The organism is Sphingosinicella sp., from assembly GCF_052387495.1.
In the GTDB taxonomy this organism is placed as follows: Bacteria; Pseudomonadota; Alphaproteobacteria; order Sphingomonadales; family Sphingomonadaceae; genus Allosphingosinicella.
In genome coordinates this window covers 20566-35279 of record NZ_JBQTJC010000264.1, presented here as the reverse complement: position 1 = coordinate 35279, position 14714 = coordinate 20566, and the positions used below count along the sequence as shown (strand labels likewise).

Genomic DNA, 14714 nt, shown 5'->3' with positions numbered 1-14714 from the left:
TCCCTCGATACGCGACCAGAGGGAACTTGGGAGGAACTGGAGAGCCGCGCGGGGATACGCACCGGCGGCCTCGAACGCCTTTATGTCGCGGCGCGATTGAGCGCGGGCTGAATGCACCCGTTATCCGCCGTTCATCGGGCGGCGGGTGCGGCGAGGCGATGCCGGGGGCGGACAGGGCGAGCCCTTCGGATTGACTCCGCGCCCGCAACGACCGAAACTTTCGCCTGCGGGCCGGTGGGCGGCCCATTCGACGGGAGCGATCGATGATCCGCTATGCCGTGCAGCTCCAGACCCGCTATGACGGGCTGGTCATCGCCACTTTCCCCGATCTGCCGGGCGTGACCGCCTTGGGCTGCGACGACGAGGAGGCGCTGAGCGAGGCGGGCCGCGCGCTCGCGGACGCGCTGGCGGGCTATGCGGAAGAGGGCGTCGAGGCGCCGGCGCCGATGGCGCGAGGCGCGGCGATGATCGCGGCGGCGCCGGTGGCGCGGCCGATCCCGGCCTGAGGCCGCTTCATTTCAGAAGAAGATCCGGAGGAGGTTGCCCGGCAGGCGGCGCAGCTGGCGCGGGTCGCGCTGATCGTGGCGGCGATCGCGGTGGCGCTGTCTATCCTGGGGATGTTCCTGCCGATCGCCTGACCGGAAGGGCGTTCGGATCGGCTCAGCGGCTCTCGGCGAGCCAGGCGGTGAGCAGATAAGCGAGGATCGCGACCGGTCCGAAGAAGAGCACGGTGAGCAGCACCGCGCCGAGGCGCACGGCGGTCGGGTCCCAGCCCGTGGTCCGCGCGAGGCCGGCGCAGACCCCGAGCAGCTTCCCGTTGGGCTTGTCGAGGGCGTAGCGGCTGTTCATGGCGATACGATTCCTGTTGGGTTGTGATTGATGGGGTTACCGGGGAGGCCGGTTCCGGCCTGCCCCTGCCCGAAGGCAGGGGTCAGACGATCGGAACCGAGCCGGCCGCGGAGATGAACAGCGTGCTGGCAACCAGCGCGCCGACGATCGAGAGGGCGATCTGCTGCATATTGGCATAAGTCAAAGTCATTTTCTGTCTCCCAAAACCTGGCCGCCGGACCATCCGGCGGTCATGCCAGGGAGATTGCAGAGGCCGTGCCAAACGCGAAAAACGGCGAAAAACTGCGGTTTTCGCCGAGAGGCCGGATGAACGCCGGATTTACGCGTCCCAACTCGCGGGAATTTCCGCCAACTTTTGGGTGTCCGATAGTGAACGACTGCCCGGTTTCGGGCGGTCAGCTTGCCTGGCGCCCTTCGCGCCGCACGCCCGCGCGGTCGAGCTCGGGGGCGAGGCGGCCGGTGAGCCAGAGGGCCCACATTTTGAAGTCGGCGACCAGCGACCACAGGGGATAGGTGAAGGTGGCGGGGCGGTTGCGCTCGACTGCCAGGTGCGCCGCCCAGGCGAAGCCGTACCCGGCCAGCGGGAGCGCGGCGAGGAGCCACCAATGCTGCGTCACCGCCGCGCCGACGGCGAGCAGGACGACCAGGCTGGTGCCGGCATAATGGAGCGCCCGCGTGCCGGGCCGCGCATGCTCGCGCAGATAATAAGGCCAGAAGGCCGCGAAGCTCTGGTGTTCACGCATCCTCGACCGGCGGCGCGGGTGCAATGTGTCTGCCCAGGACGCCGCCGACTAGCGCGGCGATCGGCGCGCCGAACTGCGCCCAGGCAGGGTCGGGAAAAAGAAACGCCGAAACCAGCCCCATGGCAGCGAGCAGGCCCGCGCCAATCCAGCCTGGCCACGTGGCGCGCCCGAGCAGGGCGCCGATCCAGACAGCGGCCATTCCTCCCAACAGATAGCTCAATACCGTCACCAAATGTGCCGCGTTCGATCCAGCAGCGACAGCCTGCGCCACTTCTTCGCGCGAGACGGTCCTGACCGCAGGCATTTCGACGAGCAACGAGGCCAAATAGACCGCGCCCCCTTGAATGATCAGCGCCGCCAGCACGCTCGCCAAAGCCCCGAGAAATATGCGCATAAGCCCCCTCCGTTCCCCCGGTGTATAGCAGGAAGGAAATTGCCCGGAAGCGCCTAGCTGCCGACGATGGTGCCGCCATTGGGATGCAGCACCTGGCCCGACATGTAGCGCGAATCCTCGCAGGCGAGGAACAGGAAGCTCGGCGCGACCTCGTTCGGCTGGCCGGGGCGGCCCATCGGCGTCGACTCGCCGAAGTCTTTCATCTTCTCCGGCGTCGAGCCGCCGCAGGGATTGAGCGGGGTCCAGATCGGGCCAGGCGCGACCGCGTTCACGCGGATGCCGTCGCCGACCAGATTCTCGGAGAGCGAGCGGGTGAAGGCGGTAATCGCGCCCTTGGTCGCGCTGTAATCGAGCAATTGCTTCGAGCCTTCGTACATCGTCACCGAGGTGCAGTTGACGATCGCCGCGCCCTTCTTGAGGTGCGGGCGGGCGGCCTGGGTCAGGAAGAACATCGAATAGATGTTGGTCTGGAAGGTGCGCTTGAGCTGCTGCTCGGTGATGTCGCGAATGTCCTCGTCCGGATGCTGCTCGCCGGCATTGTTGATCAGGATGTCGATGCCGCCGAGCTCCTTGACGACACGCGCGACCGCTTCGTCGCAGAAGTCCTTGTCGCCCAGATCGCCGGCGATCGTCACCGCCTTGCGCCCTTCCGCCTCGACGATCGCCTTGGTCTTCGCGGCGTCGTCATGCTCGCACAGATAGAGGATCGCGATGTCCGCGCCCTCGCGCGCGAACAGGGCGGCGACGGCCCGGCCGATGCCGCTGTCGGCGCCGGTGATCAGCGCGACCTTGCCGTCGAGGCGGCCCGAGCCGGGGTAGAAGGGCTCCCAATCGGGCTTGGGCTCGAGCGCGCTTTCGTGCCCGGGCAGATCGTCCTCTTGGATCATTTCGACCGTGTCGGTCTCGGTCCCGGCCATGGCTGCACTCCCAAACGCTGATCGAACCAGACAACACGTTGGTCGATCCGCCGTTCCCGCCGACGCGGGGGATGTGTTTGATCGAGCTAACACATCGTTTCGTCGAAGCGATTGTTTCGCGGGCGGTTTTGTTAGTCTGAGGTTCAGCTTCGGCTTGCAAGTGTCGTGCTACAAATGTAGCGCTTACCGGCTCAACCGGTCGCAGGGGACGGCGGCCAAGCGGAAGGGGATACTCAATGTCGCCGTCGATCGCGGCCCGCCGGGGCCGTCACATCCTGTTGCTCGCCCTGCTCGCCTCTGCCGCCCCCGCTTTCGCCCAGGACGCCGATCCGCCCGCGGACCCGAACGCGCCGGCGCCGGTCGCGACCACCCAGCCCGGCGCCGAGGGCGCGCGGACCTACACGCCCGCCGATTTCGCCCGCTTCTCGCCGCGCAGCGCGCTCGACATGCTTAACAACGTCCCCGGCTTCTCGATCGACGCCGGCGACACCCAGCGGCGCGGGCTCGGCCTCGCCACCACTAACGTGCTGATCAACGGCGAGCGCTATTCCGGCCGCTCGACCGACATCTTCACCGAATTGAGGCGGATCAACGCGGCGAACGTGATTCGGATCGAGATCGTCGACGGCGCGACGCTCAACGTCCCCGGCCTCGCCGGGCAGGTCGCCAACGTCATCACCCGCTCGGGCGCGCTCGCCGGCAATTTCGCCTGGCGCCCGCAGCTCCGCGCGCGGCGCACCCCGCCCCGGCTGCTCGACGGCGAGGTCTCGCTCAACGGCGCGCTCGGCGGGACCAATTATACGCTCAGCCTCGCCAACACGAGCCGGCGCAACGGCAATGCCGGGCCGGAGCTCGTGATCACGCCCACCGGCGATATCCTCGACGTCCGCGACGAAGTGCTGTTCGTCAACGAGGACGCGCCGCGGATTTCCGGCAGCGTCCGCCGCACGTTCGGGAACGGCTCGATCCTCAACGCCAACGCCGCCTTCGGCCTGTTCATCTTCGACATCGGCGAGGACGGCTTCCGCACCGGCCCCGGCCAGCCCGACCGCACCCGCATCCTGCGCGAGCAGGAACGCGAATATAATTACGAGCTCGGCGGCGACTACGAGCTCGATCTCGCCGGCGGGCGGCTGAAGCTGATCGGGGTGCACCGCTTCGAGCACAGCCCCTACGAGCAGACGCTCACCATCGATTATTCCGACGGCCGCCCGCGCGAGGGCCAGCGGTTCACCCAGACCGGCGACGAGGCCGAGACGATCCTGCGTGGCGAGTATCGCTGGACCGGCGGCCGCAACGAATGGCAGGTCAGCCTGGAAGGCGCGCTCAACCGGCTCGATGTCGAGAACGAGCTCTTCAACCTGGCCGGCGGCACCTACGTGCCGGTTCCGGGCACCGCGACCGCGTCGATCGTCGAGGAGCAGCGCGCCGAGGCGACCCTGACCTACGGCCGGCCGCTCTCGCCCGAGCTGACCCTGCAGGCCGCGCTCGGCGCCGAATATTCGGTGCTGAGCCAGACCGGCGCGAACGGGCTCACCCGCAGCTTTTTCCGGCCCAAGGGGTTCGTGAACCTCTCCTGGCGCCCCGATGCGAACACCGACATCAGCGCCCGCGTCGAACGCGTCGTCGGGCAGCTCAATTTCTTCGACTTCGTCGCCTCGTCCAACGTCAGCGCGGGCACCTCGAACGCGGGCAACGCCAATCTCGTCCCGCCGCAGCGCTGGAACGGCCAGATCCAGGCGCGGCGCAATTTGGGAGCGTGGGGCTCGGTCACCGCGCGGCTCTACGGCAGCCTGATCACCGACATCGTCGATGTCATCCCGATCGGCGCCACCGGCCAGTCGCCCGGCAATATCGACGGCACCGCGACCCTGATCGGATTGCAATGGATCAGCACCTTCAACTTCGATCCGATCGGCTGGCGCGGCGCCAAGGTCGACATGAACCTCCAGTTCCAGACCCACCGGCTCGACGACCCGCTGACCGGGGTGCGGCGCGCGTTCAACGAGACCATGACCCGTCAGCTCGAGATCAATTTCCGCCACGACATTCCGAGCACCGACTGGGCCTGGGGCGTCAACGCCTTCCAGTACCGCCAGTCGGCCGGCTTCCGGCTCGACCAACGCTTTCAGTTCCTCGACACGCCGGGGAGCCTCGGCGTCTTCGTCGAACATAAGGACGTGTTCGGGCTGACCGTGCGGGCGAGCGTCGACAATCTGCTCGACACCAACGAGAGCTTCAGCCGCACCTTCTACGACGGGCGGCGCAACGCGACGAACAGCAACATCCTGTTCCGCGAGGACCGCGACCGCTTCTACGGCCCGGTCTTCACGATCTCGATCAGCGGAACGATCTGAGCGTCAGATTCCGGGCTGACGGGCCGGGCCGCTGTGGGCGGTGAGGCGCGGCCGGTTGAACGGGTTCGCCTGAGGCGCTTGCGGAAGCATCACCTCGCTGCCGCGCAGCAATTGCGGCCCGCTGCCGGCGCGGCGGCACTGGGCGACGACCGAGGGGAAGAGCAGATCGTCGTGGCGGGCGAGCACATCCCCGGCCGCGGCCATGCAGGCCTGCTCGCTGGCGTAGCGTTGCTCGACGAGGCGCAACTCGCGGCAGGGGGCATCGCCTTCGCCGCAGCCCAGAATCGCCATCACGAACATCAGGGGTTCCATCGCCCGCTCCTTATGCCCGGTTCAATGCGGCGTGCGCCGCGCTTGTTCCCGCCGTTTCGCCGCCGTTACTTGGGAAAGCCGCGCGCGCGGCCTATCTAGCGATCAACATGACGAACGATGCGACGGAAGCGGCCGATCCGCCCATTCGTAGAAATACGGAGCCCGGCCTCGCCGTCCTGAGGCGCTTCCTGCCCTATCTCTGGCCGGCGGGCGAGCCGGGGCTCAAGCTCCGCGTCATCCTCTCCTCGCTGCTCGTGATCGTCTCGATCGGGGTGACCACCCTGGTCATGCCGCTCGCCTTCGGCGCGATCGTCGACCGGATGACCGAGGGCATGGAGGCAGCCGCTTCGATCGCGATCGCCCTCGTCGCGGCCTATGCCGGCGCGCGCTTCGGCGGCGTCCTGTTCGACAATATGAGGAACAGCCTGTTCGAGCGGGTCGGGCAGGATGCGACCCGGCGGCTGGCCGAGACGACCTTCCGCCACCTCCACGATCTGTCGCTGCGCTTCCACCTCGAGCGGCGCACCGGCGCGGTCACCAAGATCGTCGAGCGCGGCACCAAGAGCATCGACATGATGCTCTATTTCCTGCTCTTCAACATCGCCCCGACTTTCGTCCAGCTCGCCATCGTGATGGTGCTGTTCTGGGTGAAGTTCGGGCTCGGGCTGGTCGCCGCGACGGCGGTGATGGTCGTCGCCTATATCAGATATACCCGCATCGTCACCGACTGGCGGACCAAGCTGCGCGCGGAGATGAACGATCTCGACACCGGCGCGGTGGCGCGGGCGGTGGACAGCCTTCTCAACTACGAGACGGTCAAATATTTCGGCGCCGAGGAGCGCGAGGCGGCGCGCTACGGCCGCGCCGTCCGGCTTTATGCCGAGGCGGCGGTCAAGAACGAGACCAGCCTCGCCTGGCTGAATGTCGGCCAGTCGCTGATCACCAACTTGATGATGGCCGGCGCGATGGGCTTCGTCGTCTGGGGCTGGAGCGTTGGGAGGTTCAGCGTCGGCGACGTGGTCGTCGTCAACACATTGCTCGCCCAGCTCTTCCGGCCATTGGACCTGCTCGGTATGGTCTATCGCACGATCCGCCAGGGGCTGATCGACATGGACGCGATGTTCCGCCTGGCCGACACGCCGGCCGAGATCGTCGATGCTCCAGACGCACCGGACCTGATCGTGACCACCGGCCATGTCCGCTTCGAAGACGTCCATTTCGCCTATGAGCCCGGGCGCGAGATATTGAGGGGCATCGACCTCGACGTGCCGCCGGGCACGACGACGGCGGTTGTCGGCCCATCGGGCGCGGGCAAATCGACGCTCTCGCGTCTCCTGTTCCGCTTCTACGAGCCGACGTCGGGGCGGATCACGATCGACGGCCAGGACATTTCCCGCGTGAAGCAGGCTTCGCTTCGCGCGGCGCTCGGCATCGTCCCGCAGGACACGGTGCTGTTCAACGACACGATCGGCTACAACATCGCTTATGGCCGCGAAGGCGCGACGGCGGAGGAGGTCAGGGCCGCGGCGCGCGGCGCCGCGATCGACGGGTTCATCGCCAGCCTGCCGAACGGCTATGACGCGATGGTCGGCGAGCGCGGCCTGAAGCTCTCCGGCGGCGAGAAACAGCGCGTCGCGATCGCGCGCACGTTGCTCAAGAACCCGCCGATCCTGATCCTCGACGAGGCGACGAGCGCGCTCGACAGCCGCACCGAAGCGGCGATCCAGGACACCTTGAGCGACGTCGCGGCGCGGCGCACCGCGATCGTCATCGCGCACCGGCTTTCCACGGTGGTCGACGCGGACCAGATCGTCGTCCTCGACCAGGGAAGGGTCGCCGAGCGCGGCAGCCACGCCCAATTGCTGCGCAAAAACGGCCTCTATGCCGAAATGTGGTCCCGCCAGCAGAGCGAGCGCGAAGCGGAAGCGGCCGAAGCGGCGGAATAGGCGCGGACACCCGCCGCCGCCCTGCTTTACGCCATGGTAACCGCTTTCCCCATAGGAGAGCGCCCTTGCCCACCCGGGCGCCATCCATGGCGGAGCAGCAATGATCGACGTCGCCCTTTGCATCGCCACCGAGCACGATCCCTGGCTGGTCGCGCTCGCCGTGCTGATCTGCTGCGCCGGCGCCTTCGCCATCGTGCAGATGTTCGAGCGCGCGCGTGTCGCGGCGGGGCTGCAGCGCCTCGGCTGGTCCTTCCTGACCGCTGTCGCCGCCGGCGCCACGATCTGGTGCACCCATTTCGTTGCCATGCTCGCCTTCGACGCCCGGGTGCCGGTCGAGCTCGATCCGGTGCTGACGATCGGATCGATGATCGTCGCCATCCTTGGCTCGCTGGCGGGCTTCGGCATCGCCGGCGCGCGCCGGGGCTTGCTCCTGCCGGGAATCGGCGGCGCGGTCTTCGGCGGCGCGATTTCGGCGATGCACTTCATGGGCATGGCCGCCTATCGCGTGCAGGGCCTGGTGAGCTGGGACACCGGCTACGTGATCGCCTCCGTGCTGTGCGCCTCTGTGTTCGCAGGCGCCGCGCTCATCGTGCTCAGCTCGGGCCGGGTCGAGCGCTACCGGATCGCCGGCGGGATCGCGCTGATCGTCGTCGCGATCGCCACCCTCCATTTCGTCGCGATGACCGCGCTGCAGATCACGCCGCTGATCAACAGCGAGCGGGCGCTCGATCCCCAGGAAAGCTGGGCGCTCGCGCTCGCCACAGCCCTCGTCGGACTGGTCGTGATCGCGGGCGGCATCTTCGCGGCCCTGATCGACCGGCAGACCCGATCGGAGGCGATGTGCGACCTCCATCACATGGCGACCAACGATTCGCTGACCGGCCTGCCCAACCGCATCGGCTTCCAGACCGGGCTGGCGCGGCAGCTCGATCCCGCGCGCAAGTCGCCCGGCGACGTCGCCTTGTTCGCCATCGATCTCGACCGCTTCAAGGAGATCAACGATTTGCACGGCCACAAGCCCGGCGACGAGGTGCTCGTCCAGCTCGCAGCGCGGATGCGCGCGGCGATCGGGGCCGACGACATGGTCGCCCGTTTGGGCGGCGACGAGTTCGTCGCCGTCACCCGCTTCGCGGACCGCGTCGCTTTGCTCGCCTTCGCCGGACGCCTCGACGCCGCGCTGAAGGCGCCGCTCTCCATCGGCCATTTCGAGGCCCGCGTGGGCGCGAGCATCGGCGTTGCCGTCTATCCGCACGACGCGCGCGACGCCGAGACGCTCGCCAACAATGCCGATCTCGCCATGTTCCGGGCGAAATGCGAGAATTCGCCGACGCCCTGCTTCTACGATGCCGAGCTCGACGAAGCGGTCCGCGAGCGGCGCGATTTGGCCAACGACCTGCGCGGCGCGATCGAAAATGACGAGCTCGAGGTGCACTACCAGCTCCAGGCCTCGGTCACGACCCGCGAGATCACCGGCTACGAGGCGCTGCTGCGGTGGAACCATCCGGAGCGGGGTGCGATCCCGCCCGCCACCTTCGTCCCGATCGCCGAGGAGCATGGCCTGATCCTGGCGCTGGGCGAATGGGTGCTCCGCAAGGCCTGCGCCGACGCGGTGAGCTGGGACCATGAGTCGAAGGTGGCGGTGAACGTCTCGCCGCTGCAGCTCGCCCATGCCGATCTGCCGCGCCTGTTCCATGTCGTCCTGCTGGAGACCGGCCTGTCGCCGCGGCGGCTGGAGATCGAGCTGACCGAGAGCGCGATCATGGCCGACCGCGAGCGGGCGCTGCACGTGCTTCGCCAGATCAAGGCGCTCGGCATCGGCGTCGCGCTCGACGATTTCGGCACCGGCTACTCCTCACTCGAGACCTTGCGCGCCTTCCCATTCGACAAGATCAAGCTCGACCGCCTCTTCGTTTCCGAGCTGGAGGGAAGCCCCCAGGCGACGGCGATCATCCGGGCCGTGCTCGCGCTCGGCCGGAGCCTGTCGATCCCGATCCTCGCCGAAGGAATCGAGACCGGCGACCAGCTCGACGTCCTGATCCGCGAAGGCTGCGACGAGGTGCAGGGCTTCCTGCTCGGCCACCCCGGGCCGTCGCCGGTGACGATGCGGCCGGCGGAAGGCGCTGGCCCCAAGCAGATCCCGCCGGAGGATGCCAGCGAGGCGGCCTGAGCGCCGCGCCGCATTGCCGATGGCTTCCGGCGCAGCCGCGATTGCGCTAGCCTCCTTGAAGTCGAGGGGGAGCCGAGCATGAGCCGCTGGCACGCAATTCTGGCCGTTATTGGCCTCGTAGCCGTCCCGGCGAGCGCCCAGACCATCCCGCCGATCAGCCTCGTGCCGGGGGAGGCCGTCACGGTGCGCATCGACGACGGCGGTCGCGCCGGCGCACCGGAGCGCGGGCGGGCCGAATGGAGCCGCTTCGACGCCTATGCCGCGCGGCAGCTCGCCGGCCTGCCGACTCCCGACGCCCCCGTTCCGGAAGGCATGCCGATCGACGCGCCGGAGAATCTCAGGCCCGATCCGATCCCGGAAGGCGAGGTCCGGGTCCGCCTCCTGACCATCGCCGACCGGCATGCCTTGCTCGTCGTCGAGAACGGCCAGGGCCGGGCTATGGCCTATCGCGCGCGAATGACCGTGAACGGCCAGACGCGGCACACTGACGTCTGCGTCGTCCTGCCCGGACTGCCCAGCTACGAGCACTGGCCGCACCTGATCGAGCGGCTGGAGCTTTCCGACTTCCGTTTCATCCCCTGGCCGCCCGGGCGGCGGCCGACCTGCGCGTAGGCCGAATATCCGCCTTGCCTGAGCGAAGGCTGGAATCTCCTTTTGTTCTGCGCCAAGAGGGCTGGGTGGCCGTACCGCTCCCGATTCTCCGCGACACGTTCGGCTTCGCCGCCTTCCGGGGCGTGCAGGAGAAGGTGATCGGGCGGGTGATGGCGGGCGCGCACACGCTGGCGGTGATGCCGACGGGATCGGGCAAGTCGCTTTGCTACCAGGTGCCGGCATTGGCGCGCGAGGGCACGGCGCTGGTGATCTCGCCGCTGATCGCGCTGATGCACGACCAGATCCGCGCGGCGGAAGGCTTCGGCATCCGCGCCGCCTCCTTGACCTCGGCCGACGCCAACCGGGACGAGACGGTGAAGCGGCTGAAGGCGGGGGCGCTCGACCTGCTCTACGTCGCGCCCGAGCGGGCGACCGGGGAGGCCTTCCGAAGCCTGATCTCGCGCATTCCGCTGTCGCTGATCGCGGTCGACGAGGCGCATTGCATTTCCGAATGGGGGCACGATTTCCGGCCCGACTATAGGCTGCTGCGGCCTTTGCTCGACGCCTTTGACGTGCCGCGGCTCGCGCTCACCGCGACCGCGGACAAGCGCACCCGCGAGGATATCCTCGTCCAGCTCGGCATCCCCGCCGACGGGCTGATCCTTGCCGGCTTCGACCGGCCGAACATCCGCTACCATGTGCGGCCCCGCGACGGGCTGGGGGCCCAGCTCAAGCGGCTGCTCGCCGACCAACCCGGGCCCGGCATCGTCTACGCGACCAGCCGGGAGAAGACCGAGCGGCTGGCCGAGCAGATCGGCCAGAGCGGGCGGGCGGCGCTGCCTTACCATGCAGGCCTGGAGCCCCAGGTCCGGGCGCGCAACCAGGCCACCTTCGTCGCGTCCGAGGAAATGGCAATGGTCGCGACGGTGGCGTTCGGGATGGGGATCGACAAGCCCGACGTGCGCTTCGTCGCCCATGCCGGCATCCCCCAGTCGATCGAAGCCTATTATCAGGAAACCGGCCGCGCCGGGCGCGACGGCGAGCCGGCCGAGGCCTGGCTGGTCTGGGGAGCCGAGGATTTCGCCCGCGCAAGGCGGCGGATCGAGACCGAGGTCGAGCCGGAACGGCGCGCGCAGGAGCGCGAGCGGCTCAACGCGCTCGCGGCGTTCGTCGAGACGGCGGGGTGCCGCCGCGCGATCCTGCTCCGCCATTTCGGCGAGGAGCCGCCGGAGACCTGCGGCAATTGCGACAATTGCCTCGACCCGCCCAAGACGGTCAACGCGACCGAGGCGGCGCGGAAGCTGCTGTCCGCCGCCTTTCGCACCGAGATGCGCTTCGGCGTCCAGCATCTCGCCGACGTGCTGGCCGGGCGCGAGACCGACAAGGTGCTGAATTTCGGCCACCAGCGGCTCAGCGTCTTCGGCATCGCCGACGAGAGTGAGCTGGCCCTGGTCAAGCCGGTCGCCCGGGCGTTGCTCGCGCGCGACGCGCTCCGCGCCGACGATTATGGCGGCCTCTCCTTCGGGCCGGGCGCCAAGCCGATCCTCAAGGGCGAGGAGACGCTCGAGATCGTGCTGCCGCCGAAGCGGGCGCGACGCGCCCGGAAGGGTGCGCAGGATTATCCGCACGATCCGCTGTTCGAAGCGCTGCGGGCGCGGCGCCGCGAGCTCGCGGCGGAAGCCGGGGTGCCGCCTTATGTCATCTTCCACGACAGCACGCTGCGCGAGATGGCGGCGCTCCGCCCTTCCTCGCGGGCCGCAATGGCGGAAGTACCCGGCGTCGGCGCGGCCAAGCTCGACCGCTATGGCGAGGCCTTCCTCGACGTGATCCGCGAGGCCGCGGATGCGCCGGCTTGAGGAGGGCGTCTTCGTGGCCGGGCAAATCCGCCCCGAAGACGTGCCGGGTTTCGCCGCGCAGGGCGTCCGGCTGATCGTCAACAATCGCCCGGGCGGCGAGGAGCCGGGCCAGCCGACCGGCGCGGAAATCGAGGCGGCGGCGAGCGCGGCGGGGGTTGGTTATCGCTTCATTCCCGTCTCGCACCTCACGCCCGAAGCCGTCGCGGCGATGGGAGCGGCGCTGGAGGAGGCGGACGGGCCGGTGCTCGCCTTCTGCCGCTCGGGCACGCGCTCCACCTATCTCTGGGCGCTGGCGCGCGCGCGTCGGGGCGCCGATGCCGACACGCTGATCCAACAAGCGGCGAGGGCAGGCTATGATCTCGCCGCGCTCCGCTCTTATTTGGGTTGATCACCTTCCTCGGCGAGGATTGCCTGGGCCGCGGTCAAATCCTCGTCGTCAACCATCAGGCGCGCCGGAACCACGCCGAGATCGGCGCCGCCCCAGTTCATCTCCATGTCGAACAGGAAGGAGGGGATATCAGCGGCGTCGAGCCGCCCCTTGGCGAGGCTCGCCTCGAAGCGAGTGAAATAGCGGGCGGCCTCGATCAGCGCCATCACCAAGGCACCACTTCGCCGGCCGCCTGCTCCATCGCGGTCGGCTTGCGGCCGAGGATCTGGTTGCGGTGCGGGAAGCGGCCGAAGCGCTCGATCACCTCGTGATGCAGCCGCGCATAGCGAAGCATTTCGTCATTGCCGAGCGCGGTGAAGAGGAGCAGCGACTGGACCTGATCGCGCAGATCCTCGCTGTGCTGGAAGGGCATGTAGAGGAAAGCGCGGCGATCCGGCATCATGCCGTCATCATAATGGCGTTCGACCGCGCCCTTCGCGATCGCCAGGGCGAGATGGTCGGTGGCGAACTGGTCGGCGGACTTGCGGAACATGTTGCGGGGGAACTGGTCGAAGAGGATGACGGCGGCGAGGGCGGTCTCGGCGTCGGCGAGGAAAGCGGGCGCCTCGCGCCGCGCCTGCCGCGCCCATTCGATCGCGAATCGCTCGCTTATCTCCTCGTCGAACTCCGGCGAGCCCTTCCACCAATCCTCCTTCGAACGGGAGAACCAGAAATCGAGGACTTCGGCGACCCAGGCCTCGCTCATGCGGCGGTGCCGCCGACGGTGAGGCCCTCGATCAGCAAAGTCGGCTGGCCGACCCCGGCGGGGACCGACTGGCCGCCCTTGCCGCAAATGCCGATGCCCTCGTCCAGCGCCATGTCGTCGCCGATCGCCGCCACCTTGGTCAGCACGGTCGGCCCGTCGCCGATCAGGGTCGCGCCCTTGATCGGTGCGCCGAGCCGGCCGTTCTCGATCCGGTAGGCCTCGGTGCAGGAGAAGACGAACTTGCCCGAGGTGATGTCGACCTGGCCGCCGCCGAAGCTTTTGGCATAAATGCCGGTCTTGGCGCGGGCGAGAATCTCGCGCGGGTCATCGTTACCGCCGAGCATGAAGGTGTTGGTCATGCGCGGCATCGGGGCGTAGGCGAAGGATTCGCGGCGGCCGTTGCCGGTCGGCTCGACTCCCATCAGCCGGGCGTTCATCCGGTCCTGGATATAGCCTTTGAGGATGCCGTCCTCGATCAGGACGTTGCGACGGGTCGGCGTCCCTTCGTCGTCGATGGTGAGCGAGCCGCGGCGCCGGTCGAGCGCGCCGTCATCGATCACGGTGACGCCGGGCGAGGCGACCCGCTCGCCGAGCCGGCCGGAGAAGGCCGAGGTGCCCTTGCGGTTGAAATCGCCCTCGAGGCCGTGACCGATCGCCTCGTGAAGCAGCACGCCCGGCCAGCCGGGGCCGAGCACGACCGTCATCTCGCCCGCCGGCGCGGCGACCGATTCGAGATTCACCAAGGCTTGCGCGAGCGCGAGGTCGATCGCCTTGTTCCAGGTCGCGGGCTCGAACAAATCGTCATAGAGATAGCGGCCGCCGAGGCCGTGATAGCCGGTCTCGCGCCGCCCGTTCGCCTCGGCCATGATCTGGATATTCAGCCGCACCAGCGGGCGCACGTCATGGGCGACGAAACCGTCGGGGCGGACGATCTCGACCACCGACCAGCTACCGGCGAGGCTGACCGAGACCTGGGCGACGCGCGGATCGCGGGCGCGCGTGGCGGCGTCGATCTGCTGGCAGAGCGCGACCTTCTTCGCGAAGGGAATCAGGCTCAGCGGGTCGCTGTCGGTGTAGAGCTTAGCATTGGTGCGAAGCGGCGGCGCCTGGCGCGTGTCTTTGGCCGGATCGAGCACCGCCATCGTCTCGGCGGCGCGGCGGATCGCGCCCTCGCTGATGTCGTTGGCCTGGGCGAAGGCGGTGGTCTCGCCTGAGACGCCGCGCAGGCCGAAGCCCGCCTGGGTGTTGAAATCGGCGGTCTTGAGCCGGCCGTCGTCGAAGCCGAAGCTCTCGGACGCGGTGTATTGGAGATAGAGCTCGCCGTCGTCGCAGCCCTTCAGGGCCTCGGCGGTGAGCTTCAGGGCGGCGTCGGGATCGAGGCCGCCGGGACGATAGAGAAAGCCGCGGGGATCGGGGGTCATGGCGCTCATATAGGAGGCACGTCCCGGT

Annotated in this window: 15 protein-coding genes; 7 read left to right on the top strand and 8 right to left on the bottom strand. The window is 68.5% G+C overall.

Annotation, left to right across the window (positions count from 1 at the left end):
- Nucleotides 1-263: 263 nt before the first annotated feature.
- The gene (locus tag ACT4N8_RS14565; RefSeq protein ID WP_444858835.1) at nt 264-506 is read left to right on the top strand and encodes a type II toxin-antitoxin system HicB family antitoxin; all 243 of its coding nucleotides are present in this window, start codon (nt 264-266) and stop codon (nt 504-506) included.
- 154 nt (nt 507-660) lie between these two features.
- Here the strand turns inward: ACT4N8_RS14565 and ACT4N8_RS14560 are convergent, their stop codons facing one another.
- From ACT4N8_RS14560 to ACT4N8_RS14545, 4 genes are all read right to left on the bottom strand, one after another.
- A complete protein-coding gene (locus ACT4N8_RS14560; protein ID WP_444858834.1) occupies nt 661-849 on the bottom strand; it encodes a PspC domain-containing protein in 189 nt (62 codons plus the stop codon).
- 395 nt (nt 850-1244) lie between these two features.
- Nucleotides 1245-1592, bottom strand: coding sequence for an Mpo1-like protein (locus ACT4N8_RS14555; protein WP_444858833.1), 348 nt, complete (start codon nt 1590-1592; stop codon nt 1245-1247).
- Nucleotides 1585-1986 (bottom strand): hypothetical protein, encoded by a 402-nt coding sequence (locus ACT4N8_RS14550; RefSeq protein WP_444858832.1) that lies wholly within the window; start codon nt 1984-1986, stop codon nt 1585-1587. Before ACT4N8_RS14550 ends, ACT4N8_RS14555 begins: the two co-directional genes overlap by 8 nt.
- Before the next feature lie 53 nt (nt 1987-2039).
- Nucleotides 2040-2903: an SDR family oxidoreductase gene (locus ACT4N8_RS14545; RefSeq protein ID WP_444858831.1), complete on the bottom strand. Its 864-nt coding sequence runs from the start codon at nt 2901-2903 to the stop codon at nt 2040-2042.
- Nucleotides 2904-3139: 236 nt separating this feature from the next.
- On the opposite strand from ACT4N8_RS14545, the gene ACT4N8_RS14540 reads away from it, so the two are divergent.
- Nucleotides 3140-5260, top strand: coding sequence for a TonB-dependent receptor plug domain-containing protein (locus ACT4N8_RS14540; protein WP_444858830.1), 2121 nt, complete (start codon nt 3140-3142; stop codon nt 5258-5260).
- 3 nt (nt 5261-5263) lie between these two features.
- On the opposite strand, the gene ACT4N8_RS14535 is transcribed toward ACT4N8_RS14540, so the two are convergent.
- Nucleotides 5264-5572: a hypothetical protein gene (locus ACT4N8_RS14535; RefSeq protein WP_444858829.1), complete on the bottom strand. Its 309-nt coding sequence runs from the start codon at nt 5570-5572 to the stop codon at nt 5264-5266.
- A 107-nt stretch (nt 5573-5679) separates the two neighbouring features.
- Between ACT4N8_RS14535 and ACT4N8_RS14530 the strand changes: the two genes are divergently transcribed.
- The 5 genes from ACT4N8_RS14530 (at nt 5680) to ACT4N8_RS14510 (ending at nt 12520) form a co-directional block, all read left to right on the top strand.
- Nucleotides 5680-7518 carry an ABCB family ABC transporter ATP-binding protein/permease gene (locus ACT4N8_RS14530; RefSeq protein ID WP_444858828.1) on the top strand — a complete coding sequence of 613 codons (1839 nt, stop codon included), beginning with the start codon at nt 5680-5682 and terminating at the stop codon, nt 7516-7518.
- 100 nt (nt 7519-7618) lie between these two features.
- Entirely contained in the window at nt 7619-9685 is a 2067-nt protein-coding gene (locus tag ACT4N8_RS14525; protein ID WP_444858827.1) for a putative bifunctional diguanylate cyclase/phosphodiesterase, read from the top strand.
- Nucleotides 9686-9763: 78 nt separating this feature from the next.
- Nucleotides 9764-10297, top strand: coding sequence for a hypothetical protein (locus ACT4N8_RS14520; protein ID WP_444858826.1), 534 nt, complete (start codon nt 9764-9766; stop codon nt 10295-10297).
- A gap of 65 nt (nt 10298-10362) precedes the next feature.
- Nucleotides 10363-12132, top strand: a complete 1770-nt coding sequence (gene recQ, locus ACT4N8_RS14515) for a DNA helicase RecQ (protein WP_444858825.1) — start codon at nt 10363-10365, stop codon at nt 12130-12132.
- Nucleotides 12119-12520 (top strand): TIGR01244 family sulfur transferase, encoded by a 402-nt coding sequence (locus ACT4N8_RS14510; protein WP_444858824.1) that lies wholly within the window; start codon nt 12119-12121, stop codon nt 12518-12520. The genes recQ and ACT4N8_RS14510 overlap by 14 nt, the downstream gene beginning before the upstream one ends.
- Here the strand turns inward: ACT4N8_RS14510 and ACT4N8_RS14505 are convergent.
- Genes ACT4N8_RS14505 through tldD form a run of 3 tightly spaced genes read right to left on the bottom strand, consistent with a single transcriptional unit; the run spans nt 12508 to nt 14695 of the window.
- Entirely contained in the window at nt 12508-12726 is a 219-nt protein-coding gene (locus ACT4N8_RS14505) for a putative signal transducing protein (RefSeq protein ID WP_444858838.1), read from the bottom strand. The two genes, ACT4N8_RS14510 and ACT4N8_RS14505, sit on opposite strands and share 13 nt — an antisense overlap.
- Entirely contained in the window at nt 12726-13265 is a 540-nt protein-coding gene (locus ACT4N8_RS14500) for a DUF924 family protein (RefSeq protein WP_444858823.1), read from the bottom strand. Before ACT4N8_RS14500 ends, ACT4N8_RS14505 begins: the two co-directional genes overlap by 1 nt.
- On the bottom strand, nt 13262-14695 hold the full coding sequence (gene tldD, locus ACT4N8_RS14495) for a metalloprotease TldD (RefSeq protein ID WP_444858822.1): 1434 nt from the start codon (nt 14693-14695) through the stop codon (nt 13262-13264). Before tldD ends, ACT4N8_RS14500 begins: the two co-directional genes overlap by 4 nt.
- Nucleotides 14696-14714 lie beyond the last annotated feature (19 nt).